Genomic DNA, 24,492 nt, shown 5'->3' with positions numbered 1-24,492 from the left:
CCTAGAGCATGCGCTCCAGGCCGACGCGGTTGCTCAGCCAGGCGTTGATGCGCCGCCACCAGTTACCCGGTTCCCGGGTCAGGCTGTGCAACTGCTGGTTGTCTTCGGTCACCCAGATGATCTTGCCGTCCTGCAGCCTGGCCTCGTAGCTCAGGGCCGGAGCCATACCTTGCAGGGCCAGGGCGCGCAGGTGTCCGGCCAGTTCCGGGCTGTCCACCAGGACCCCGACTTCGGTGTTCCACAGCACCGAGCGCGGGTCGAAGTTGAACGAGCCGACAAAGGATTTCTGCCGGTCGAAAATCATCGCCTTGCTGTGCAGGCTCGAGTCCGAGCCGCGCCAGGTACTGCGCAACAGATGCGGGCCGCTGCCGCCGTGGTCGCCGGGCTGGCGGCGCAATTCGAACAGCCGCACCCCGTGCTCCAGCAGGGCCTTGCGGTAAGGCGCGTAGCCGCCGTGCACCGCGGGCACGTCGGTGGCTTCCAGGGAGTTGGTCAGGAGGCTCACGTGCACCCCGGCATCGGCGCGTCCGGTGAGGTACACCAGGCCCGGCTGGCCGGGCACGAAGTAGGCCGAGACCATGATCAGCTCCTTGCTGACCCCCTTGAGCTCCGGCGCCAGCTGGGTGGTCAACAGCAGGTGCGGGTCGGGATCGCCCTTGGCCAGGACCTTGGTCGGTGCGTCCCACAGGGCCTGGTTCCAGGCCCAGATCAGCTCCTTGCGCCAGATGTCCATGCGCGGCCGGGTCTGGTAGGTCTTCAGTTGCCGGTACAGCGCCTGGTTTTGCCGGCGGTTGTCCTGCAGCGACTCCTCCAGGCGCTGGCGTGTGTTGTCCAGGGCCCTGGCCGAAGGGGCGCTGGACAGGAATTCGCCGATGGGTCGGCTCAGGGCGCTGTTCCAGTACTGGTCGAAGCTATGGCCCAGTTGCTCGGCCACCGGCCCCACGCTGAGCATGTCGATGTCGGTGAAGTTCAGGTTGGGTTCGGCATCGAAATACTCGTCCCCCAGGTTGCGCCCGCCGACGATGGCCACGCTGTTGTCCGCCAGCCACAGCTTGTTGTGCATCCGCCGGTGCTGCTGCGACAGGTTGAACAGGCGCCCCATGGCCCGGGTCAGGCCGGTGCTGCGGCCCAGGTGCAGCGGGTTGAACAGGCGGATCTGGATCTGTGGGTGGGCGGCCAGGGTGGCGATGATCTGGTCCAGGCCGTCGCTGGTGGTGTCGTCGAGCAAGATGCGCACCCGCAGGCCACGGTCGGCGGCCTTGAGCAGCTCGTCCACCAGCATGCGCGTGCTGACCCCGTCGTGGACGATGTAGTACTGCAGGTCGAGGCTGCTCTGCGCGCTGCGGATCAGCTCGGCGCGGGCCATGAAGGCTTCGGTGCTGTTGGACAGCAGGCGAAAGCCCGAGCGCCCCTGGTGGGGGGCGGCCTGGGCCCGGATCGACTGGGCAAAGGTGGAGTCGCTGGCGGGCAGGGCCTGGCTGGGCTGGTAGGGCACTTCCAGGGTGGCGCAGCCGCCCAGCCCGAGGCTCAGCAGCAAAAGCCAGGTGAATGCCTGTAAACGGCTCAAGTCAGGTCATCTCGTATCACGGCACGGGTTGGCATGGGGCGGCCGGCTTCCTGCAACGGCTCGGGATCAGTCCGGGGTCTCGCTGAGCAGCTTGATGGCCGCGGCTCCGACCTTGCGTACCGCGTCTTCGATCTGCGCGGTTGGCTTGGCAGCGTAGTTCATCCGCAGGCAATTGCGGTACTTGCCCGAGGCGGAAAAGATGCTGCCCACGGCGATCTGGACGCCCTGGTCCAGCAGCACCCGATTGAGCTTCAGAGCATCAAACCCCTCGGGAAGTTCGATCCACAGCATGAAACTGCCTTGTGGGCGACTGGCGCGGGTATCGGCGGGGAAGTAGCGGCTGACCCAGTCGAGCATCAGGTCGCGATTGCGCTGGTACTGAGTGCGCATCTTGCGCAAATGGGGCTCGAAGTGGCCACTCTTGAGAAACTCGGCGATGGCCACCTGCGGCTGCGGGGCCGTGGAGCCGGTGCTGATGTATTTCATGTGCAGCACCCGCTCCAGGTAGCGGCCGGGGGCAACCCAGCCGATGCGCAGGCCCGGGGCCAGGGTCTTGGAGAAGGAGCTGCACAACAGCACCCGGCCGTCGTCGTCGAAGGACTTGATGGTGCGCGGGCGCGGGTAGGTGTAGGCCAGCTCGCCGTACACATCGTCCTCGATGACTGCCACGTCGAAGCGCTGGGCCAGGGTCAGCAGTGCCCGCTTGCGGGACTCCGGCATGATGTAGCCCAGGGGGTTGTTGCAGTTGGGGGTCAACTGTATGGCCTTGATCGGCCACTGTTCCAGGGCCAGTTCCAGGGCTTCCAGGCTGATGCCGGTAATCGGGTCGGTGGGGATTTCCAGGGCCTTCATGCCCAGGCCCTTGAGGGTCTGCATGGCGCCGTGAAAGCTCGGCGAGTCGACGGCGATGATGTCCCCCGGCTCACAGATGGCGCGAATGCTGGTGGACAGCGCCTCGTGGCAGCCGGTGGTGATCACCAGGTCACCGGCCCCCAGCTGGCAGCCGGAATCGAGCATCAGCCGCGCCACCTGCTCGCGCAGCTCAAGCACGCCGTAGATGTTGTCGTAGTGCAGGCCGGGCATGTCCTGGCGCCGGCTGAGGCGGGCCAGGGCTCGCAGCAGGGGCTTCATGGTCGGCGTGGTGATGTCCGGCATGCCGCGGCCCAGCTGCACCACGTCCTTGCGCGGTACGGCGCGGATCAGCTCCAGGACCTGGTCCCATTGAGAGATTTCCACCGGCCTTTGCGCCGGACGCCCGACCGCCGGCAAGGCGGGCAGCTCGCGACTGGGGGGGACGAAGTACCCGGACTTGGGCTTGGGCATCGCCAGCCCGTTGTCTTCCAGCAAACGATAGGCCTGCTGCACGGTGCTCAGGCTGACCCCATGCTCGACGCTCAGGGCGCGTACCGAGGGCAGGCGATCTCCCGGTCGGTAGAAGCCCTGTTCGATGCGGGTGCCCAGGAGTTCGGCGAGGTTCACATAGAGGGTCATGGGGTGGGCTCGAGGTGACGGTGGCAGAGAACCAGTACAGATTGGGCAAAAATACAGGATTCAGCGCCATTTTTGGCAAAACTGTATGAAGTTAATACCGCTGTTTTGAGTCTGTAATGGTTTTGTGGCGCCACGCATCATGTCTGCTCATGGCAATTTGAGCAAACAGGAGCAATGCAAATGAACGGCTTGAGCGATGTGCGGCTGTCGTTACGCGGTCAGGAGCTGGAGGCGGAGCAGGAATGGTCGGCGGCGACTCTGCCGCGCCGCGCGCCGCCGGGCTTGAGCACCTGGGGGCTGTACTGGCATCGGCTGCGCACCCGCAAGGCGTTGCTGGAGCTGAGCGCCGAGCAGTTGCGTGATGTCGGACTCAGCCCCGAGCAGGCGCGGGCCGAGGGCCTCAAGCCGTTCTGGCGTCTGTGACCGCCGGCGACTGGTTGGAGCTGGGCGTCAGACCAGTTCCTTCAGGCGATGCCAGAGCATGCCCAGGGCCAGCAGGGGCGAGCGCAGGTGCTTGCCGCCGGGGAAGGTGATGTGCGGCACCTTGGCGAACAGATCGAAGCCCCCCCCGTGCTGGCCGCTGATCGCCTCGCCCAGCAGTTTGCCCGCCAGGTGCGTGGCATTCAGGCCGTGACCGGAATAGGCCTGGGCGTAATACACATTGGGTTGGTCCTTGAGCCGGCCGATCTGCGGCAGGCGGTTGGCGCCGATGCCGATCATGCCGCCCCATTGGTAGTCGATCTTCACTGCGGCCAGTTGCGGGAACACGTCCAGCATCTTGGGCCGCATGTAGGCGGCAATGTCCTTGGGGTCGCGTCCCGAGTAGTGGCAGGCACCACCGAACAGCAGTCGGCGGTCGGCCGAGAGCCGGTAGTAGTCCAGGGCCACGCGCTGGTCGCAGACCGCCATGTTCTGTGGCAGCAGTTCCCGGGCCTGGGCCGGGCTCAAGGGCTCGGTGGCGATGATGTAGCTGCCGGCAGGCAGGACCTTGCCCCCCAGCTCCGGGTTGAGGTCGTTGAGGTAGGCGTTGCAGCCCAGGACCAGGGTCTTGGCGCGGACCGTGCCTTGGGCGCTGTGCACCTTGACCTCGGGGCCGTAGTCGATGCGGGTGACGGCCGAATGCTCGAACAGTTGCACACCCATTTGCTGCGCCGCCCGGGCTTCGCCCAGGGCCAGGTTGAGCGGGTGCAGATGGCCCGAGCCCATGTCGATCAGGCCGCCAACGTAGCGCTTAGAGCCCACCACGCTGTGCATCTCAGCGGCTTGCAACAGGCGGGTTTCATGGCGATAGCCCAGGCTGCGCAGCTCCTCGGCATCTGCGGCGAAGCCTTCAAGGTCCGCCGGCTTGTTGGCCAGGTCGCAGTAGCCCCAGGTCAGGTCGCAGGGGATCTGCAGGCGCTCGATGCGCTGGCGGACGATGTCCACGGCTTCCAGCCCCATGAGCTTCATCTGTCGCACGCCGTCGCTGCCGATCACCTTGGTGAACTGCTCGAGGCCGTGGCCGACCCCGCGGATCAGTTGCCCGCCGTTGCGTCCACTGGCGCCCCAGCCGATCTTGCGGGCCTCCAGCAGGACCACGCTGAACCCGCGTTCGGCCAGTTCCAGTGCGGTATTGAGCCCGGAGAACCCGCCGCCGACCACGCATACGTCCGCCGTCAGCTCGCCCGCCAACACCGGATAGTCGGGCTGCGGCAGGCTGCTGGCGGCGTAGTAGGAAGCGGCGTGCTGAGGGCTGGCGGGCATGGAAAGCGTCCTGATTGTGGCGTCTGGAAAAATGCACGGAGCATAAGCCGGGGCTTTCCGTCGCGGCAACCGCGGGACGCCCGGCCCTGTCTGCTGCGGGGCATTTGAGGCAGAATCCCCGGCTATTCCTGTCCCGGTAGCCTTTTTCATGAGCTGTAACCGTCAAATCGTCCGCAGCCTGCGTCAGCAGATTCCCTCGTTCGAGTGCGTTCCCGGTTGTCACGACTGCTGCGGCCCGGTGACCACCTCGCCAGAGGAAATGTCCCGACTGCCGCGCAAGACCGCCGCCGAGCAGGAGGCTGCCATGGACGAGCTCAACTGTGTGCACCTGGGACCCGATGGTTGCACGGTGTATGACGAGCGTCCGCTGATCTGCCGTCTGTTCGGCACTACGCCGAGCCTGCCGTGCCCCAACGGTCGGCGCCCGGTGGAGATGATCCACCCTCGGGTCGAGAAGCAGATCCACGCCTACATGGCTGGCAATCGCCAGGTCCTGGTCTAGCCGCTCGCACTCCGTAGGAGCCGGCTTGCCGGCGACAGCGCCTGGCGCCGCCTCGACTCAGTCCGGAATCGGCAGGCTCAGGCTCTCCTTCACTTCTTCCATGACGATGTAGCTCTTGGATTCGCGCACGTGGGGTAGCTTGAGCAGGATGTCCCCCAGCAGCTTGCGATAGGACGCCATCTCCGAGATCCGCGCCTTGACCAGGTAGTCGAAGTCGCCGGAGACCAGATGGCACTCCAGCACGTGGGGCAGCTTCAGCACCGCCCGGCGAAACTCCTCGAAGGTATCGCCGGACTTGTAGTCCAGGCTGATCTCGACAAACACCAGCAGGCTGCCCTTGAGGTGCTGCGGGTTGAGGCGGGCGTTGTAGCCCATGATGATTCCCTCGCGCTCCAGGCGCCGCACTCGCTCGGTGCAGGGGGTGGTGGACAGTCCGACCCGCTCTCCCAACTCGGTGAAGGAAATGCGTCCATCGGCCTGGAGAATCCGCAGGATATTGCGATCTATCTTGTCCAGGGCACGACGAGTCTGATGATTGGTGCGCATAGGGGATGCCCCTCCGTGAAAAGCGATATTGCCGAGAATTCTCGCCAAATATAGGCGGTTATATAGTGAAAATCACTGCTCAATGTTTCTTACACTGCGCCCATCTGTGCTCTGAATAACAAACGTCAGCGGTCATGCCGCGATGAGGGAAATGAAAATGCGCGTTCTGGTCTTGGGCAGTGGCGTTATCGGAACTACCAGTGCCTATTACCTGGCCCGGGCCGGGTTTGAAGTGACCGTGGTGGACCGCCAGCCGGCTGCAGCCATGGAAACCAGTTTCGCCAACGCCGGCCAGGTATCGCCTGGCTATGCCTCGCCCTGGGCTGCCCCGGGCGTACCGCTCAAGGCCATCAAGTGGCTGCTGCAACGCCACGCGCCGCTGGCGATCAAGGCCACCGCCGATATCGATCAATACCTGTGGATGGCGCAGATGCTGCGCAACTGCACCGCCAGCCGCTATGCAGTGAACAAAGAGCGCATGGTGCGTCTGTCCGAGTACAGCCGCGACTGCCTCGACGAACTGCGGGCGGAAACCGGCATCGCCTACGAAGGCCGCAGCCTGGGCACCACCCAGCTGTTCCGTACCCAGGCGCAACTGGATGGCGCAGCCAAGGACATCGCCGTCCTCAAGGAGTCCGGCGTGCCGTTCGAGTTGCTGGATCGTGACGGCATTGCCCGGGTTGAACCGGCCCTGGCCAGCGTCACCGACATCCTTGCCGGTGCCCTGCGCCTGCCCAACGACCAGACCGGCGACTGCCAGATGTTCACCACGCGCCTGGCGGAAATGGCCAGCAAACTGGGTGTGGAATTCCGTTTTGGCCAGGACATCCAGCGCCTCGACTTCGCCGGTGACCGGATCAACGGCGTGTGGATCGACGGCAAGCTGGAAACCGCCGACCGCTACGTGCTGGCCCTGGGCAGCTACTCGCCGCAACTGCTCAAGCCGCTGGGCATCAAGGCTCCGGTGTACCCGCTCAAGGGCTACTCCCTGACCGTGCCGATCACCAATCCGGCCATGGCCCCGACGTCGACCATCCTCGACGAGACCTACAAGGTCGCGATCACCCGTTTCGACAACCGCATCCGTGTTGGCGGCATGGCTGAGATCGCCGGTTTTGACCTGTCGCTGAACCCGCGCCGGCGTGAAACGCTGGAGATGATCGTCAACGATCTCTATCCTCAGGGCGGCAATCTGGCCGAGGCCAGTTTCTGGACCGGCCTGCGTCCGACCACGCCGGACGGCACGCCGATTGTTGGCGCGACGCCGTTCAAGAACCTGTTCCTCAATACCGGTCACGGCACCCTTGGCTGGACCATGGCTTGCGGTTCCGGTCGTTTGCTGGCGGATCTGATGGCCAAGAAAAAGCCGCAGATCAGCGCCGAAGGCCTCGATATTTCCCGTTATGGCAACCCTCAGGAGTCAGCTAAACATGTCAATCCAGCGCCAGCTCACCAATGAGCGCATGAGCCAGATCGTCGTTCACGGCGGTACGGTGTATCTGTCCGGGCAGGTCGGCGATGACATGAGTGCCGGGATCGAACAGCAAACCCGGGAAACCCTGGCCAACATCGAGCGTCTGCTGGACCTGGCGGGCACCGACAAGAGCAAGCTGCTGTCGGTGACCATCTACCTCAAGGACATCGATGCCCACTTCGCGGGCATGAACAGTGTCTGGGACCAGTGGCTGCCAAAAGGCGTGGCCCCGGCCCGGGCCACTGTGGAGGCCAAGCTCTGCGAGCCGGAAATCCTCATCGAGCTTTCCGTGGTGGCTGCTCTGCCTTAAGCGACAAGATCCCTCTCCCGGTGCCGGTGGCGGCCAGCCGTCATCCAGCACCGGTTTTTTATTCCCCATGACCGCCTAGAAGTCTGCCGCCATGCGTCCTGCCCGTGCCCTGATCGATCTCCAAGCCCTGCGTCACAACTACCAACTGGCCCGTGAAGTCTCGGGTGTCCGCGCCCTTGCGGTGATCAAGGCCGATGCCTACGGTCATGGCGCGGTGCGTTGCGCCCAGGCGCTGGAGGCCGAGGCCGACGGCTTTGCCGTGGCCTGCATCGAAGAAGCCCTGGAACTGCGCGCCGCCGGTATTCGTGCGCCGATCCTGCTGCTGGAAGGTTTCTTTGAACCCTGCGAGCTGGCGCTGATCGTCGAGCATGATTTCTGGTGCGTGGTGCATTCCCTGTGGCAGCTGGAAGCGATCGAGCAGACAGCCGTGGCCAAGCCGCTGACGGTCTGGCTCAAGCTGGATTCGGGCATGCACCGGGTCGGTCTGCATCCCAAGGATTATCAGGCGGCCTATCAGCGCCTGCAGGCCAGCGGCAAGGTCGAGAAGATTGTGCTGATGAGCCACTTCGCCCGCGCGGACGAGCTGGACTGCCCGCGCAGCAGCGAGCAGGTCGCGGTCTTCGAGGCGGCTCGTCAGGGGCTGGGGGCTGAAATCAGCTTGCGCAACTCGCCGGCGGTCATGGGCTGGCCGAGCGTGCCCAGTGACTGGGTGCGTCCCGGCATCATGCTTTATGGCTCTACGCCGTTCGAAGAAAACAACTCCGTGGCCGAGCGGCTGCAGCCGGTCATGACCCTGGAATCCAAAGTGATCTGCGTGCGTGAACTGCCCGCCGGCGAGCCAGTGGGCTACGGCGCCAAGTTCGTCACCGACAAGCCGATGCGCGTCGGCGTGGTCGCCATGGGGTACGCCGACGGCTATCCGCGCCATGCGCCGACCGGCACGCCGGTGCTGGTGGAAGGCCAGCGCAGCCGCCTGCTGGGGCGCGTCTCCATGGACATGCTGTGTATCGACCTGACGGATGTGCCGCAGGCCGGGTTGGGTTCCAGGGTGGAGTTGTGGGGCAAGAACATCCTTGCCAGCGAGGTCGCACTGGCCGCCGGGACCATTCCTTATCAGCTGTTCTGCAACCTGCGCCGGGTGCCCCTGGTGTACTGCGAAGGCTGAGATTACGCGGCCTGTACCGAAAGTCGCCTGCCTTTGGGGGAATCGGGACCAAGTGTTGTAAATACTGAACGCTGTCGCCATGATAACGCTCAATTACAACAACGCCTGATTCCCGCCTAGGAGGCTGCCGCATTGGACGTCGGTGAACGACTGCAATCCATCCGTAAACTGAAAGGTCTTTCCCAGCGTGAGCTCGCCAAGCGTGCGGGCGTCACCAACAGCACCATTTCAATGATCGAAAAGAACAGCGTCAGTCCTTCGATCAGCTCGCTGCGAAAGGTGCTGGGTGGCATTCCCATGTCCATGGTCGAGTTCTTTTCCGAGGAAGTCCTCCAGGAAACGCCTTCTCAGATCGTCTACAAGGCTCATGAACTGATCGACATCTCCGATGGCGCGGTCACCATGAAGCTGGTGGGCCGGGCTCATCCGAGCCGTGCCATCGCCTTCCTCAATGAAATCTATCCGCCAGGTGCCGACACCGGCGAAGAGATGCTCACCCACGACGGCGAGGAAACCGGAATTCTTCTCGAAGGTCGCCTGGAGCTGGTGGTAGGGCTGGAAACTTTTGTCCTCGAAGCCGGTGACAGCTACTACTTTGAGAGTACGAAGCCACATCGTTTCCGCAATCCGTTCGATGTTCCGGCGCGACTAATCAGCGCAGCCACTCCGGCGAACTTCTAGCTCAAGAGGCGTCCTGCAAGGCTTGCCATGAAGCCCCAGCGACATTTTGCCGCGAATAAGACCCCTTCGACTTTGGGGTTGTTTCAGTGTGGCGGGCTAACCGTTATACTTTCGCCCGCCTGCGAAACCGTGGCCGCAGGCGTGACTAGCCACCATTGAGGGTGTACGCGTGAACCTAATTATGAAAATGCTGGCCGCACCAGCAACCGTATTGGCCCTTTGGGCAGTCAGCGCTCAAGCTGCGACTAATGACGACATTGCCAAGCGTCTTGAGCCTGTCGGCCAGGTCTGCGTCCAGGGGCAGGAATGCAAGGGTATGGAAGTGGCCGCCTCTGCGGGCGGCGGTGGTGGCGCGAAGTCCCCGGATGACGTGATTGCCAAGCACTGCAATGCTTGCCATGGCACTGGCCTGTTGGGCGCACCGAAAATCGGTGACACCGCGGCCTGGAAAGAGCGCGCCGATCACCAGGGCGGCCTCGACGGCATCCTGGCCAAGGCCATCACCGGTATCAACGCCATGCCGCCTAAAGGCACTTGCGCCGATTGCTCCGATGACGAGCTCAAAGGCGCAATCCAGAAGATGTCCGGTTTGAAATAAGCCGCCATCTGCAGCGAAAAAGCCGCTTACGAGCGGCTTTTTTGTGGGCGCAATTCGCCCGGCGCACTGTTCAACGCAGCAAACTCCCGGCAAGCTCGGTCCAACCTCAATACATGGACGGTCCCTGGAGGGTCAGATGCTGCAATCCTGTTCTATCGAGCATGCGGTGGATGAAGTGCTTTCCCGTTTGCCGCAACACATTCACCTGGGCATGCCCCTGGGCCTGGGCAAACCCAATCGTTTCGCCAACGCCCTGTACCGGCGCATTGCCCAGTTGCCGGAACGCCAACTGACGATCTACACCGCCCTGAGCCTGGGTCGGCCGTCCCTGGGCGACGGTTTGCAGAAGCGCTTTCTCGAGCCTTTTGTCGAGCGGGTGTTCGGCGATTACCCGGAACTGGACTTCCTCGCCGATCTGCATCGCGACCGCCTGCCGCCGAATACCCGTGTCCAGCAGTTCTTCATGCAGCCCGGCAGCCTTTTGCACAGCGACTCGGCGCAGCAGGACTATGTCAGCAGCAACTACAGCCACGCCGCCCGCGACATCAATGCCGCCGGCCTGAACCTGGTGGCGCAACTGCTGGCCCGTGATCCGCACCACCCCGAACGCCTGAGCCTGAGCTGCAACCCGGACATCACCCTCGACTTGCTGCCGATGATTGCCAAGCGCCGTGCGGCGGGGGAAACCATCCTGATCCTCGGCCAGGTCCACAGCGACCTGCCTTACATGCCGGGGGACTGCGAAATCGACGCCGCGGACCTCGACCTGCTGATCGATGACGAAGAACGCAGCACCCTGTTCTCCACGCCCAACATGCCGGTGGGCATTCAGGATCATTGCATCGGTCTGCATGCCAGCACCCTGGTGCGCGACGGTGGCACCTTGCAGATCGGCATTGGCTCCATGGGTGATGCGCTGACCGCAGCCTTGCTGGCGCGGCAGGCCGACAACCAAGGGTATCGCGCCCTGCTGGCGGATCTGCAGGTGGACCATTGGCAGGCGCTGATCGACCGCGAAGGCGGCGTCCAGCCCTTTGCCCAGGGGCTCTATGGTTGCAGCGAAATGTTCGTCAACGGCCTGCTGGCCCTGGCGGATGCCGGGGTTGTGCGGCGCAAGGTCTACCCGACGCTGGAGCTGCAACGGCAAGCCAACGCCGGCACTCTGGATCCGACGGCCGCGCCTGGCGGGGTGTCGATCCACGGCGGATTCTTCCTCGGGCCGCGCAGTTTCTATCAGCGTCTGCGGGAGCTGCCCAAGTCCAAGCTGGCGGAGTTCAACATGACCGCCATCAGCTTCATCAACGAGCTGTATGGCCATGAAGAGCTCAAGCGCCTGCAACGCCGGGATGCGCGGTTTATCAACAGTGCCTTCACCATGACCCTGATGGGCGCCGCCGTGTCCGATCAGTTGCAGGGCGGGAAGGTGCTCAGTGGCGTGGGTGGGCAGTACAACTTCGTTGCCCAGGGCCATGCCCTGGCGGATGCTCGCTCGGTGCTGATTCTGCGCAGCTGGCGCGAGTCGGCGGGGGAGGTGAGCTCAAACATCGTCTGGGAGTACGGCCATTGCACCATCCCCCGTCATCTGCGGGACATCGTGATCACCGAGTACGGCATCGCCGACCTGCGAGGCAAGACGGATGCGAAGGTGATCGAGGCGCTGCTCAATATCAGCGATTCACGCTTTCAGCCTGGGTTGCTGGAGCAGGCGCAGAAAGCCGGAAAGCTGCCGAAGGATTTTCGTCTGGATCCGCGTTTTACCGACAACAGCCCACAGCGTCTGCAGAGGATTCAGGCGCGTCATCGCCACCTGTTTCCGGAGTATCCGTTGGGCAGCGATTTCAGCGACGAGGAGCGTGATCTGCTGCGGGCGCTGAACTGGCTCAAGAGCAAGTTCAAGCTCAGCGAGATCCTCGAACTGGGCAAGGCGGCACTCGATGCGCCGGAGCCTGAGGCCTTTGCGGCGCACCTTGAGCGCATGGGGCTGGAGCAGCCCGATGGGCTGCGCGAGGAGCTGTATCAGCGCTTCCTGCTGGCCGGTCTGCAGGCCACTTCGCCAACGCTGTCGTAGGAGCCGGCTTGCCTTAAGTCTTGCATTGCTCTCAAGGGCGTCTTCGCTGGCAAGCCAGTTCCTACACAAGCCAGCCTCTACGCAAGGCTGGCGGGCGAGTTTACTCGATGAAGGTGACCACGCCGCCGGCCAGGGATTTGACCCGGGCCAGGGATTCCACGCGGTAGCCCTGGGCGTCCAGTTCGGCGCGGCCGCCCTGGAAGGACTTCTCGATGACGATGCCCAGGCCGGCCACGGTGGCGCCGGCCTGCTTGATGATCGAGATCAGCGCCTGGGACGCCTTACCGTTGGCCAGGAAGTCGTCGATGATCAGCACGCGGTCGCTGCTGGTCAGGTGCCGTGGCGAGATGGCCACGGTGCTTTCCACCTGCTTGGTGAAGGAGTACACGGTGGCCGACAGCAGGTTCTCGGTCAGGGTCAGGGACTGGTGCTTGCGGGCGAAGATCACCGGCACGCCCAGATTGAGGCCGGTCATGATGGCCGGGGCAATCCCCGAGGCTTCGATGGTGACGATCTTGGTGATGCCCGAATCCTTGAACAGCGTGGCGAATTCGTCGCCGATCAGCTTCATCAACTGCGGATCGATCTGATGGTTCAGAAAGGCGTCGACTTTCAGTACTTGATCGGAAAGCACGATGCCTTCTTCGCGAATTTTCTTGTGCAGTGCTTCCACGGAGCTTCCTCAAATAGCGCCAATTGCGCCAAAGGTCAGTTAAAAATAGTCGATTTTAGCGCTTTAACATCGCGCGTATATCCGCCAAAGCGCTATTGCCGCGAACGGCTTTGACTTCGGTCGGCGTGTCGTCGTTACCTTCCCAGGCGAGATCGTCCGGGGGCAGTTCATCGAGGAAGCGGCTGGGCGCGCAGTCGATGATTTCACCGTATTGCTTGCGCTTGGCGGCAAAGGTGAAGGCCAGGGTCTGGCGGGCGCGGGTGATGCCCACGTAGGCCAGGCGGCGTTCTTCCTCGATGGTGTCGGCTTCGATGCTGGAGCGGTGGGGAAGGATTTCCTCTTCCATGCCCATGATGAACACGTAGGGAAACTCCAGGCCCTTGGAGGCATGCAAGGTCATCATCTGAACACCCTCGGCGCCTTCTTCCTCTTCCTGCTGGCGTTCCAGCATGTCCCGCAGGACCAGCTTGCCGATGGCGTCCTCGACGGTCATTTCGCCGTCTTCGTCTTTTTCCAGGGTGTTCTTCAAGGCCTCGATCAGGAACCAGACGTTGCCCATCCGGTAGTCCGCGGCCTTGTCGCTGGAGCTGTTGGTGCGCAGCCAGTTCTCGTAGTCGATGTCCATGACCATGCTGCGCAGGGCGGAGATCGGGTCTTCGCCAGCGCATTGTTCACGGACCCGGTCCATGAAGCGCTTGAAGCGCGCCAGGCGATCGGTAAAGCGGCTGTCCAGGTGTTCGCCCAGGCCGATCTCGTCGGTGGCGGCGTACATCGAGATCTTGCGTTCGGTGGCGTAGTTGCCGAGTTTTTCCAGGGTCGTGGAGCCGATTTCCCGGCGCGGCACGTTGATCACCCGCAGGAAGGCGTTGTCATCGTCCGGGTTCACGATCAGGCGGAAGTAGGCCATCAGGTCCTTGACTTCCTGGCGTCCGAAGAAGCTGTTGCCGCCGGACAGGCGATAGGGCACCTGATGGTGCTGCAGCTTGAGTTCGATCAGCTTGGCCTGGTAGTTGCCCCGGTAAAGGATGGCGAAATCGCTGTAGGGCCGGTCGGTGCGCAGGTGCAGGCTGAGGATCTCCATGGCCACTCGCTCGGCCTCGGCGTCTTCGTTGCGGCAGCGGATCACGCGGATCTCGTCGCCGTGGCCCATCTCGCTCCACAGCTGCTTTTCGAACTCGTGGGGGTTGTTGGAGATCAGCACGTTGGCGCAGCGCAGGATGCGGCTGGTGGAGCGGTAGTTCTGCTCCAGCATCACCACCTTCAGCGACGGGTAGTCGTCCTTGAGCAGCATCAGGTTTTCCGGCCGCGCGCCGCGCCAGGCGTAGATCGACTGGTCGTCGTCGCCCACCACGGTGAACTGGTTGCGCTTGCCGATGAGCATTTTCACCAGCAGGTACTGGCTGGCGTTGGTGTCCTGGTATTCGTCCACCAGCAGGTAGCGCACCTTGTTCTGCCATTTCTCCAGGATGTCGGCGTGTTCTTCGAACAGCTTCACCGGCAGCAGGATCAGGTCGTCGAAGTCCACCGCGTTGAACGCCTTGAGCGTGCGCTGGTAGTGGGTGTAGACGATGGCTGCGGTCTGTTCCTTGGGGTTGCGGGCATTCTCCAGGGCTTGGGCCGGCAGGATCAGGTCGTTCTTCCACGCGCCGATCATGTTCTTGATCTCGTCGACGCCGTCGTCCCCGGAGTACTCCTTCTGCATGATGTCGGTCATCAGGGCCTTGACGTCGGTTTCGTCGAAGATCGAGAAGCCCGGCTTGTAGCCCAGCCGCGCATGCTCCTTGCGGATGATGTTCAGGCCCAGGTTGTGGAAGGTCGACACCGTGAGGCCGCGGCCTTCGCCGGCGCGCAGCAGGGTGCCGACCCGTTCCTTCATTTCTCGCGCGGCCTTGTTGGTAAAGGTCATGGCGACAATGTACTGGGCGCGGATACCACAGTTCTGGATCAGGTGCGCGATCTTGCGGGTGATCACGCTGGTCTTGCCGGAGCCTGCACCGGCGAGCACCAAAAGAGGGCCGCCGACATAGTTCACGGCTTCTTGCTGCCGGGGATTGAGTCGGGACATGACAGTAAAAGGAGATCGGTTGCGAAAAGGGCGGGCATTTTAACAGGCTGGACGGATTCTGCTGCTGTCTCCGACTTGTGACGCACAACGCGATCTAAATTTGCCGGTTTTGATACTTTCCCTCAGGATGCTCGCTGAATATGCGCCTAATGTTCGAGTTAGAGCGGTACAAGAAATTGCGCATGATAATCAATACCATTTGTTATTGTTTATTCGCGCGCCATAATGCCCGCCGCCAACTTATTTTGCAGAGTCTAGGGAGCTAGCTTGTCTAAGCCTGTCGAACCCTTGCGTTTGCTGCTACTGGCCGAAGAGCCTGTGTGGACAGCGTTGTTGCGCGAGTGTGTCGCTCCGTTGGGAGACTCGGTGGTATTGATCAGCGCTCCCAGCTGGGAGTCGGTCAGCCGTTTGTTTGAAGACGACCGCAATGCGGTCTTGTTGACCATTGCCCAACTGCAGCCCGGCCCCGGGCGTTGCAGCCTGCCGACCATTCTGTTGCTGGACCAGGAGCCCGAAGTGGCCCCGGTGGGCGTCAGCGATTGGTTGGTGGGTTCCTGCCTGAGCACCGATGCCTTGCGCCGCTGCCTGCGCCATGTGCGCGAACGCGGCGTGCTGGAAACCACGCTGCAGCGCCTGGCCGAGCAGGACCCCCTGACCGGCATCGCCAACCGCCAGGGCTTCCAGACCCTGCTGGCCGCGCGCCTGGCGGAAAACGACGGTCGCGGCCTGGCCCTGGGGCATCTGGACCTGGACAACTTTCGCCACGCCAACGATGCCCTCGGTCATCAGGCCGGTGACCGCCTGATCCTGCAGGTGGTGTCGCGGCTCAAGAGCCAATTGGAGGCCGGTGATCAACTGGCCCGTCTGGGCAGCGACGAATTCGCCTTGCTCATCGACACCCGCCGCGCTCCCCAGCGTGCCGAGTGGATGGCCGAGCGCATCACCGAAGCCATGGCCGAACCCTACTGGGTCGACGGTGAAAGCCTGTTGATCGGCTGCAGCCTGGGGATTGCCCATGCCCGGGCCAATGCCGGCGCCGACCCGCTGATGTGGCATGCGCACATCGCCATGCAGCAGGCCAAGAGCACCCAGGGCTGCACCTTTCACATCTTCAACGAGCGGATCAACCGCAATGCCCGCAGCCTCGCCGACCTGGAAAGCGAACTGCGCCGGGCCCTGCGCCGTGACGAGCTGGAGCTGCACTACCAGCCCCGGTTGAACCTGCACGATGGCAAGATCGTCGGCCTCGAAGCCCTGGTGCGCTGGCGCCACGGCGAGCGCGGCTTGCTGCCCCCCAGCGAGTTCGTGCCGCTGGCCGAGCAGAGCGGGCTGATCGTGCCCCTGGGCTACTGGGTGATTTCCCGGGCCCTGCGCGACATGCAGGCCCTGCGCGAGCGCGGGCTGCCGCCGCTGCACATGGCGGTCAACCTGTCGTTCCGCCAGTTCCAGGACAGTCAGTTGCTGTCGACCCTGAGCCGGCTGATTGCCGAACGCGGCGTCGAGGCGCAGTGGCTGGAGTTCGAACTGACGGAAACCGCAGTGATGCGCCGCAGCGATCTGGTGAAGCAGACCATGGATGCCCTCGGGCGCCTGGGGGTGCGTTTTTCCCTGGACGACTTCGGCACCGGGTTTTCCTCCTTCGTCCACCTCAACAGCCTGCCGATCACCCTGCTCAAGGTCGACCGGAGCTTTGTCGGCGGCATGGAGCAGCGGGAGGAGAACCGCAAGCTGGTACACGCCATGATCAACCTGGCCCACAACCTCAACCTGGATGTGGTGGCCGAAGGGGTGGAAACCGCAGAGCAACTGGCGCTGCTGCGGGGCTTTGGCTGCGATCAGGTCCAGGGCTACCTGATCAGCAAGCCGTTGCCCCTGGCGCAACTGATGGATTACCTGACCTTCGGCAGCAGCCAGCAGTCGTTGCAGGACGGCAGGGCCTGAGGCGCCGCTTCACCGCCATGGCCGGCGGTGCGCGGCGCCTGTCACTCCGCCGCGCCGGCCGGCAGGCTCGCGGTCGTGACGCGGGGCTCGCGCTTGATCATGCGGTGCATCCGCCATTCGAACGCCAGGGTCAGGCTGATGGCCGCACAGGCCAGGCCCAGGGCCAGTCCCCACCAGACACCGGTCGGTCCCCAGCCCAGGGTAAAGGCCATCAGCCAGGCCGCGGGCGCGCCGATCAGCCAGTAGCAGCCCAGCCCCACCAGGAAGGTGGTCTTGGCGTCCTTTAGGCCGCGAATCGCGCCCATGGCAATGGTCTGGGTGCCATCGAACAGCTCGAACCAGGCCGCCACCGCCAGCAGACTCACCGCCAGTCGGATCACCTCGGCGAACGCCGGGTCGTTGTGGTCGAGGAACAGCCCGATCAGTTGGTTGGGCAGCAGCCAGAAGACCATGGCGAACCCGAGCATCGCCACCGCGCCGAAGGCGATGCCCACCCGCCCGGCCAGCCGCGCATCGGGCAGTTGCCCGGCGCCGTAATGCTGGCCGATGCGCATGGTGATGGCGTAGGAGATACCCGCCGGCACCATGAACGCCACTGACACGATCTGCAGGGCGATCTGGTGCGCCGCCAACTGGGTGCTGCCCATGGTGCCCATGCACAGCGCAGCAAAGGCGAACAACCCGACTTCCACGGCATAGGTGCCGCCAATGGGCAGGCCCAGGCGCCACAGCTCCCGCAGGTACCGGGTATTCAAGCGGGCCAGGCCCCGGCGCAGCGGGTAGGCGGCGTAGGCCGGATGGCACTTGATGTGCCAGGCCAGGGCCAGGGCCATGCAGTTGGCGACGATGGCAGTCACCAGGCCGATCCCCACCAAGCCCAGTTTCGGCAGGCCGAACATGCCGGTGATCAACGCATAGTTGAGCAGGAAGTTGGCCACCGTCCCCGCCAGGCTGATGACCATCACCGGGGTTGCCCGGCCAATGGCGCTGGTGAAGCCGCGCAGGGCCATGAAACTCAGGTAGCCGGGCAGGGCAAATGGCAGGATCAGCAGGAACTGGCCGGCGGCCTGGACGTTGCTCGGGGTCTGGCCGAACAGCAACAACAGCGGTTTGAGGTTCCACAGCAGCAGGCCGGCGACCAGGGCCATGATCCAGGCCAGCCACAGTCCCGCCTGGGTCAGGCGCGCGGCGCCCTCGATGTCTCCGGCGCCCTGACGAATCGCCACCAGGGTGCCTACCGCGGCAATCACGCCGATGCAGAAAATCGAGACAAAGGAATAGCTGGCGGCGCCCAGGCCGCCGCCGGCCAAGGCTTGCGGGCTGATGCGGGCCATCATCAGGGTGTCGGTGAGGACCATCAGCATGTGCGCCAGTTGCGAGGCGATCAACGGCCCCGCCAGCCGCAGGATGGCCCAGAGTTCGGTGCGTGCTGGATGCTGCATGGTCATCAGGCTCGATTCTTGAAAATTCGGGAAGAGCGCTGATTCTCGGTGCTTACAGCGCATAGCACAAAAGGATAAAAATACTTGCTGGCATGATAAAAACTCATGCGAAGCCATTTTCTGCCAGTCTGGCGCCCTGGTGTTGTCCGGAGCACATCCATGTCTCGTCGTCTGCCTCCTCTGTATGCCCTGCGTGCCTTTGAAGCGGCGGCACGCCACAGCTCGTTCACCCGTGCCGCCGAAGAGCTGTCGATTACCCAAAGCGCCGTCAGCCGGCATATCCGCACCCTGGAGGAGCATTTCGCCTGCCGACTGTTCCAGCGCAGCGGGCGCAACCTGCAACTGACCGAGGCGGCGCGCCTGCTGTTGCCGGGCATCCGTGAAGGCTTCGGCGCGCTGGAACGGGCCTGCAATACCCTGCGCGCCGAAGACGGCATCCTGCGCATGAAGGCGCCCTCGACCCTGACCATGCGCTGGCTGCTGGCGCGTCTCAGCCGCTTCCGCCACCTGCAGCCGGGCAACGAGGTACAGCTCACCAGCGCCTGGATGGACGTGGACTCGGTGGATTTCAACCAGGAACCCTTCGACTGCGCGGTGTTGCTGAGCAATGGCCACTTTCCCCCGGACTGGGAAGCCAGCTACCTGTTCCCCGAGCTGTTGATCCCGGTGGGGGCGCCGAACCTGCTCAACGACCAGCCCTGGGATGTGGCGCGGCTGGCGGCCACCGAGCTCTTGCACCCCACGCCGGACCGCCGTGACTGGCGCAGCTGGCTGGAGCACATGGGGCTCACCGATCAGGTCTCGCTCAAGGGCGGGCAGGTGTTCGACACCCTGGAGCTGGGGATGATTGCGGCGGCTCGGGGTTACGGCGTGTCCATGGGTGATCTGCTGATGGTGGCCGAAGATGTGGCTCAGGGTCGCTTGAGCCTGCCCTGGCCGACCGCCGTCGCCAGTGGCTTGAACTATTACCTGGTGTGGCCCAAGACCCGGCCGGGAGGCGAACGTTTGCGTCGCCTCAGCGACTTTCTCCAGGGCGAGGTCCAGGCCATGCAATTGCCCGAGGTAGAGCGCCTCGGCTGAAACGATGCAGTGCCCGGCCGGCGGGGGCGCGCAGATATCCTTGCAAGGCGCTCAAGTATTTGCCGGCGCCGCCGAATCCATGGGTTATGGAACCAGCGTTCAGGAAGGTCCTAAATTACTAAAAATCCTAGAATTATGACTGCCGAGCGTGCTGACCGATCAGGATGATCCGCCTTCTCGGCAAGGAGCCATCATGTCCCAACCCCGTGCCCGCATAGCCTCCCAGCTTGGGCTTGCCCTTGCCCTGATTCTTGCCCTGGTCATCAGTGGCAGCACCCTGTTTGCCCTGCGCTCACTGGATTCGGCGAACCTCGATACCCGGGAAGAGCACCTGGCCAGCGAGGCGCGGCTGTTGGCGGACCAGCTCAACACCTTCCACGGCAGCCTGCGCGAGAGCACCCAGCGCCTGAGCGGCCTGTTCGAAAACCGCTTCAGCGGCGGCCTGAGCCTGCACCCCGAGCAACCGGTGAGTGTGGCCGGGGTCCAGACCCCGGGCCTGCACCTGGGGGACGTGGTGCTCAACAACAACTTCGAGGAAGTGGACGAGTTCAAGCAGATGACTGCCGGGGTGGCGACCCTGTTCGTGCGCAGCGGCGATGACTTCATCCGGGTCAGTACCTCCCTGAGCAAGCAGGACGGCAGCCGGGCCATCGGCACCTTGCTCGATCATGCCCACCCGGCCTATCAGAAACTCATGGCGGGCCAGGGCTATGTCGGTCGCGCCCTGCTCTTTGAACGCTTCTACATGACCCAGTACACCCCGGTGATGGATCGCGGCGGCAAGGTCATCGCGGTGCTGTTTGTCGGTTTCGATTACACCGATGCGCAGAATGCCCAGTTCGACAATCTCAAGCGTTTTCGCATCGGCCAGAGCGGTTCCCTGGCCCTGCTCGACGAGCAGGACAAGTGGCTGGTGCCGCCGGCCGGTGTGCAGGGGCTGGACCAGGCTGCGCAGGTCATGGCCACCGCGGCGAAGGAACCGGGCAAGGGCCGCTTCTGGAGCGATCAGGGCGAGGACTTCTACAGCCTGGCGGTGCCGTTTGCCGGTGGTCCCTGGTCGGTGGTGGCCAGCATGCCCAAGGCCGAGATCCGTGCGGTGACCTGGAGCGTGGGGATTCGCCTGGTGATCGGCAGCCTGCTGGCGATGCTGCTGGCGGTGGGGGCCACGGTCTGGCTGCTGCGCAGCAAGCTGGCGCCCCTGAGCGATCTGGTGCGCCAGGCCCAGGCCCTGGGGGGCGGCGACCTGAGCGCGCGGCTGAATGTCTCCAGCCATGACGAAATCAGCCAGCTGGCCCGCAGCTTCAACCAGATGGGCGAAGCCCTGTCGACCATGGTCGAGCACATTCGCCGTTCCGCTGCCGAGGTCAATGGCCGGGCCCAGGCCTTGTCCGGTCTGTCCAGCGGCGCCTATGAAGGCATGGAGCAGCAGTCCGGCGAGATCACCAGCATGGCCGGGGCGGTGGAGCAGTTCAGCGCCACTTCGCTGAACATCGCCGACAACATGGGCAGCACCCAGCGTCTGGCTCAGGAAAACGCCGAGCAGACCCATATCGGCCTCGAATCCATGCAGCAGGCTTCGGCGTCCCTGGAGCAGATTGCCGGGGCCCTCAACAGCACGGCCACGGTGATCAATACCCTGGGCCAGCGTTCCCAGGAGATTGGCGGGATTGTCGGGGTGATCACCGCCATTGCCGATCAGACCAACCTGCTGGCCCTCAACGCCGCCATCGAGGCCGCGCGTGCCGGCGAGCAGGGGCGCGGGTTTGCTGTGGTCGCCGATGAGGTGCGCAACCTGGCGTCGCGCACCCGCGAGGCCACTGATGAAATCTCGCAGATGATCAACAGCATCCAGCAGGAAACCGGCAACGCCATCGAAACCATGGAACAGGGCAACCGCCTGATGCAGGAAGGCTTGTCGCGCAACGCCAATGTCGCCTCGGCCCTGGCCCTGATCGACGAGCAGAGCCGCAGCGCCGGTGAACAGTTCGCCGCCATCACCACCGCGACTCAGGAACAGAGCAGCACCGCCACGGTGCTCAGCAGCAACCTGCAGAGCATTGCCCAGGCCAACAGCGAGCAGCGTGAAGTGGTGTCCAACCTGGCGCTCACCGCCCGTGAGCTGGAAACCCTGGCCGCCGACCTGCGCCAGGAGGTCGACCGCTTCCGCTGATCTGGCCCAGCCGGCTGTGCCGGGGCTCAGCGGGGCTCGGCTGACTCAGCCAGGCCCGGATCCACGCGCTTGCCGATATCCCGCAGGCGCGCCAGCTGGTCGACCATGGTGGGCGCCTCATCGACGCTGCTGACGAAGGTCCACAGGTAAGTCATCACCGCATACACGTGGCCGGCCTTGACCTCGGGTGCCAGCGCCAGCTGGCTGATGGCGATGACGAACAGCAGCGCGGCGACCGCACCAAGGAACAGATAGGCCGTCGCTTCCCGGTCCGAGAGGCCGATGCGCAGCCGCGACAGCAGGCGATAGTGGCGCTGTAGCGAGACGGCACCGACCTTGGCCACCAGGCCGATTTCCTTTTCCAGCCGGTTGTTCAGGCGCTCGTGCAGTTGCTGGTTGCGGCGGGCAAAACGCGGCAGCAGGGTCACGCACAGCAACAGCGCCGTGAGGCAGGCGAGGCCGATCCAGGGTTCGATCACCAGCAGCATCACCGCTGCGCCGACGATCGACACCAGGGCCGTGGCGATGGTCGGCACGTGCTTTTCGAAGAAGTCGACGAACTCCCGGGCCAGCACCACCCGCGCCGCGGCGGTGGACGTGTCCTGCTGTTGCAGGCGCTGGTTGAGGATCACCGGCACCGCGAGGTCGGCGTAGATGCGGGTGAACGTGCGGGTGTCCACCGCCCGCCGCGCCGCGCCCACCACCCAGAAGCCCAGCACCACCAGGGCGTAGATCAGCGCATGGGCGGCGTCGCCGCTCAGGATCGAGTCCACGGCAAAGCCGGCGAACAGCGGATAGGCCAGCAACAGGGCGTTCTCCAGGGCCACCAGGGACAGGGTGCCGAACAGCTTGCCCGGGTAGGCCCTGGCTATGGCCTTGAGAGTCTGGCCGGCGGACTGTTGGCCGATTTTCTGCTTTGGATCCACGGCAATGAGTGGGGTAGCGGCGGGCATGAGTGCACCACAAGAATGATTGGGGTTAATATTGAGCGACTGCTCAATTATCTTTGAGCGATCGCTCAAAATGCAAGCGCCGTCCATCCCGGCGCCAAGAGGCCCGATTGCCCATGTCGCGTAACGACCGCAAAGACCAGATCATCCAGGCCGCCCTGGAATTATTCCGCAGCAAAGGTTTCGCCGAGGTTTCCACCCGGGACCTGGCCGAGCATGCCGGCCTGTCCCGCAGCCACGTTTATCACTACTTCAGTGATTTCAAAGAGCTGCGCCGCGAAGCCTTCGTCCATTTCGCCAATCAACAATTGGAGGCGGTGGGCGGGCCCCTGCGCGGTGCGGCGCCGATGGACGCTTTGCAAGGATTCATCCGTGACTGTCTGCCCGATTGTGCCGAAGACGGCTGGGCCTTGTGGCTCGATGCCTGGGACGAAGCCATGCACGACGCCGAGCTGGCCGAGACTTACCTGAGGATCAATGGCCAGTGGCAGGCAATGCTGGCCGGCATCATTGCCGATGGAGTCGAGACGGGGGTGTTTCACTGCGCCAACCCCCAGCGCGCGGCCCGGCAGTTGCTTGCGCAGACCATGGGCTACACCGATGACCTGCTGCTGCGGGCTTCTCCCGAGTCGGCCCGGGCTGCGTTGCAGGAAGTCATGGAAGTGGCGGGCCTGCTCCTGGGATTCAAGGCCTGAAAGGCAAAGCCGGGCAGTGGCGGAGTTGTGCGGTCAATCGCGAATTTGTAGCTTGCTGAAACGATTCTTCAGCGCTATAAAAACCGCACAACTCCAATAAAGGCAGCCCTTCCATGACATCCCTCAAACTGCTGGTCACCCTCGGCGCGCTGACCGCCGCCTCCCACGCCATGGCCTGGGACTATGTGCTGCTCGACACCGACAAGGCCGCTGAAAACCTGCATATCACCAGCGAGCAGTTGGGTCTGAAGACCGCGCAACCCTTCTCCGTGACCTTGCGCACCTTGCATGGCGGCCGCCAGGAAGGGGTCAGCATCGTCGATATCGACAACGGGCAGATGAAGCTTTCGCTGGTGCCGACCCGAGGCATGAATGTGCTGCAGGCCTCGGTGGGCGACGTGCGCCTGGGGTGGGATTCACCGGTCAAGGAAGTGGTCAATCCGGCCTTCATCGAACTCAATGGCCGCGGTGGCCTGGGCTGGCTGGAAGGCTTCAACGAGCTGGTGACGCGCTGCGGTTACGAGTGGGTCGGGCACCCGGGCATGGACAACGGCGAATTGCTGACCCTGCACGGCCGCGCCGCGAACATTCCGGCCAGCAAAGTCACCCTGCACATCGACGAACAGCCGCCCTATGCGATTCATCTGCGAGGCGAACTCAAGGAGCAGGCGTTCAAGAAGGTCGACTTCAGCGTGGCCACCGAGCTGGTCACCGAGCCCGGCAGCACCAGCTTCACCCTCAACGATCGCCTGACCAACAACGGCGATTATGCGAAGGAATATCAGGCGCTGTACCACAGCAACTTCAGCACCCCGTTCCTTGAACAGGGGGCAAAATTTGCCGCGCCGGTCAAACAGGTGTCGCCGTTCAACGACAAGGCCAAGGCCGATCTGGGCGATTGGCAGACCTACCGCGGCCCGACCCGCGACTATGACGAAACCGTGTACAACGTGGTGCCTTATGCCGATGCCCAGGGCGAGACCCTGGCGGTGCTGCACAACAAGGCGGGCAGCCTCGGGGTGTCCTTGGGCTTCAATACCCGACAGTTGCCGGTGTTCTCGCTGTGGAAAAACACCGACACCCAGGGCCAGGGCTATGTGACCGGGTTGGAGCCGGGCACCAGTTTTTCCTACAACCGCCGTTATCAGCGTCCATTGAATCTGGTGCCGACGATTGGTCCCAAGGAGCAGCGGGAGTTTCAGATCCGCTACAGCCTGTTGGCGGACAAGGTCGCGGTGGACAACGCCTTGAATCGTGTCAGTCAGATCCAGCAAGGGCGTCAGACCGAGGTGCGGCCAACGCCGCTGGTGGATCTGTCCAAGGAGTGAACC

21 protein-coding genes are annotated in these 24,492 nt (G+C 63.8%); 13 read left to right on the top strand and 8 right to left on the bottom strand.

The window, feature by feature from the left end; all coding sequences use genetic code 11:
* Position 1 precedes the first annotated feature (1 nt).
* Entirely contained in the window at positions 2-1,567 is a 1,566-nt protein-coding gene (locus POS17_RS29670; protein ID WP_060841708.1) for a phospholipase D family protein, read from the bottom strand.
* 66 nt (positions 1,568-1,633) lie between these two features.
* Positions 1,634-3,058, bottom strand: a complete 1,425-nt coding sequence (locus tag POS17_RS29665; protein WP_060841707.1) for an aminotransferase-like domain-containing protein — start codon at positions 3,056-3,058, stop codon at positions 1,634-1,636.
* Positions 3,059-3,238: 180 nt separating this feature from the next.
* Between POS17_RS29665 and POS17_RS29660 the strand changes: the two genes are divergently transcribed.
* The gene (locus POS17_RS29660; RefSeq protein WP_060841706.1) at positions 3,239-3,481 is read left to right on the top strand and encodes a DUF1127 domain-containing protein; all 243 of its coding nucleotides are present in this window, start codon (positions 3,239-3,241) and stop codon (positions 3,479-3,481) included.
* A gap of 27 nt (positions 3,482-3,508) precedes the next feature.
* On the opposite strand, the gene POS17_RS29655 is transcribed toward POS17_RS29660, so the two are convergent.
* The gene (locus POS17_RS29655; protein ID WP_060841705.1) at positions 3,509-4,801 is read right to left on the bottom strand and encodes an NAD(P)/FAD-dependent oxidoreductase; all 1,293 of its coding nucleotides are present in this window, start codon (positions 4,799-4,801) and stop codon (positions 3,509-3,511) included.
* 148 nt (positions 4,802-4,949) lie between these two features.
* Between POS17_RS29655 and POS17_RS29650 the strand changes: the two genes are divergently transcribed.
* Complete coding sequence (locus POS17_RS29650) at positions 4,950-5,303, top strand: YkgJ family cysteine cluster protein (RefSeq protein WP_060841704.1); 354 nt, start codon at positions 4,950-4,952, stop codon at positions 5,301-5,303.
* 57 nt (positions 5,304-5,360) lie between these two features.
* Here the strand turns inward: POS17_RS29650 and POS17_RS29645 are convergent, their stop codons facing one another.
* On the bottom strand, positions 5,361-5,849 hold the full coding sequence (locus POS17_RS29645) for an Lrp/AsnC ligand binding domain-containing protein (RefSeq protein WP_011064210.1): 489 nt from the start codon (positions 5,847-5,849) through the stop codon (positions 5,361-5,363).
* Between the two features lie 157 nt (positions 5,850-6,006).
* Here POS17_RS29645 and dadA point away from each other — a divergent pair, with 157 nt between their 5' ends.
* From dadA to POS17_RS29615, 6 genes are all read left to right on the top strand, one after another.
* Positions 6,007-7,308 carry a D-amino acid dehydrogenase gene (gene dadA / locus POS17_RS29640; protein ID WP_060841703.1) on the top strand — a complete coding sequence of 434 codons (1,302 nt, stop codon included), beginning with the start codon at positions 6,007-6,009 and terminating at the stop codon, positions 7,306-7,308.
* Complete coding sequence (locus tag POS17_RS29635) at positions 7,280-7,633, top strand: RidA family protein (protein WP_060841702.1); 354 nt, start codon at positions 7,280-7,282, stop codon at positions 7,631-7,633. The genes dadA and POS17_RS29635 overlap by 29 nt, the downstream gene beginning before the upstream one ends.
* A gap of 91 nt (positions 7,634-7,724) precedes the next feature.
* Complete coding sequence (gene alr, locus POS17_RS29630) at positions 7,725-8,798, top strand: alanine racemase (RefSeq protein WP_060841701.1); 1,074 nt, start codon at positions 7,725-7,727, stop codon at positions 8,796-8,798.
* 132 nt (positions 8,799-8,930) lie between these two features.
* Positions 8,931-9,479, top strand: a complete 549-nt coding sequence (locus POS17_RS29625; protein ID WP_011064206.1) for a cupin domain-containing protein — start codon at positions 8,931-8,933, stop codon at positions 9,477-9,479.
* A 181-nt stretch (positions 9,480-9,660) separates the two neighbouring features.
* Positions 9,661-10,077, top strand: coding sequence for a c-type cytochrome (locus tag POS17_RS29620; protein WP_011064205.1), 417 nt, complete (start codon positions 9,661-9,663; stop codon positions 10,075-10,077).
* A 136-nt stretch (positions 10,078-10,213) separates the two neighbouring features.
* On the top strand, positions 10,214-12,145 hold the full coding sequence (locus POS17_RS29615; protein ID WP_060841700.1) for an acetyl-CoA hydrolase/transferase C-terminal domain-containing protein: 1,932 nt from the start codon (positions 10,214-10,216) through the stop codon (positions 12,143-12,145).
* Positions 12,146-12,245: 100 nt separating this feature from the next.
* On the opposite strand, the gene POS17_RS29610 is transcribed toward POS17_RS29615, so the two are convergent.
* The gene (locus POS17_RS29610) at positions 12,246-12,818 is read right to left on the bottom strand and encodes a xanthine phosphoribosyltransferase (protein WP_016968070.1); all 573 of its coding nucleotides are present in this window, start codon (positions 12,816-12,818) and stop codon (positions 12,246-12,248) included.
* A 55-nt stretch (positions 12,819-12,873) separates the two neighbouring features.
* Complete coding sequence (rep, locus tag POS17_RS29605; protein ID WP_060841699.1) at positions 12,874-14,883, bottom strand: DNA helicase Rep; 2,010 nt, start codon at positions 14,881-14,883, stop codon at positions 12,874-12,876.
* A gap of 267 nt (positions 14,884-15,150) precedes the next feature.
* Here rep and POS17_RS29600 point away from each other — a divergent pair, with 267 nt between their 5' ends.
* A complete protein-coding gene (locus POS17_RS29600; RefSeq protein ID WP_060841698.1) occupies positions 15,151-16,824 on the top strand; it encodes a putative bifunctional diguanylate cyclase/phosphodiesterase in 1,674 nt (557 codons plus the stop codon).
* A 41-nt stretch (positions 16,825-16,865) separates the two neighbouring features.
* Here the strand turns inward: POS17_RS29600 and POS17_RS29595 are convergent, their stop codons facing one another.
* A complete protein-coding gene (locus tag POS17_RS29595; protein WP_173655966.1) occupies positions 16,866-18,266 on the bottom strand; it encodes a NorM family multidrug efflux MATE transporter in 1,401 nt (466 codons plus the stop codon).
* 159 nt (positions 18,267-18,425) lie between these two features.
* Here POS17_RS29595 and POS17_RS29590 point away from each other — a divergent pair, with 159 nt between their 5' ends.
* Both POS17_RS29590 and POS17_RS29585 read left to right on the top strand, forming a co-directional pair.
* Complete coding sequence (locus tag POS17_RS29590; protein WP_060841696.1) at positions 18,426-19,346, top strand: LysR substrate-binding domain-containing protein; 921 nt, start codon at positions 18,426-18,428, stop codon at positions 19,344-19,346.
* Between the two features lie 193 nt (positions 19,347-19,539).
* Complete coding sequence (locus POS17_RS29585; protein ID WP_060841695.1) at positions 19,540-21,516, top strand: methyl-accepting chemotaxis protein; 1,977 nt, start codon at positions 19,540-19,542, stop codon at positions 21,514-21,516.
* Between the two features lie 26 nt (positions 21,517-21,542).
* On the opposite strand, the gene POS17_RS29580 is transcribed toward POS17_RS29585, so the two are convergent.
* Positions 21,543-22,469, bottom strand: a complete 927-nt coding sequence (locus tag POS17_RS29580) for an ABC transporter six-transmembrane domain-containing protein (protein WP_414159252.1) — start codon at positions 22,467-22,469, stop codon at positions 21,543-21,545.
* A 113-nt stretch (positions 22,470-22,582) separates the two neighbouring features.
* Between POS17_RS29580 and POS17_RS29575 the strand changes: the two genes are divergently transcribed.
* Both POS17_RS29575 and POS17_RS29570 read left to right on the top strand, forming a co-directional pair.
* Positions 22,583-23,161, top strand: a complete 579-nt coding sequence (locus tag POS17_RS29575; protein ID WP_060841693.1) for a TetR/AcrR family transcriptional regulator — start codon at positions 22,583-22,585, stop codon at positions 23,159-23,161.
* A 113-nt stretch (positions 23,162-23,274) separates the two neighbouring features.
* Positions 23,275-24,489: an aldose 1-epimerase family protein gene (locus tag POS17_RS29570; protein WP_060841692.1), complete on the top strand. Its 1,215-nt coding sequence runs from the start codon at positions 23,275-23,277 to the stop codon at positions 24,487-24,489.
* The last annotated feature ends 3 nt before the right edge of the window (positions 24,490-24,492 follow it).

Origin of the sequence: Pseudomonas sp. Os17 (assembly GCF_001547895.1) — a bacterium.
Lineage (GTDB): Bacteria > Pseudomonadota > Gammaproteobacteria > Pseudomonadales > Pseudomonadaceae > Aquipseudomonas.
Note: the sequence above shows the minus strand (reverse complement) of the source record. Positions and strands in the feature narration are given on the sequence as shown.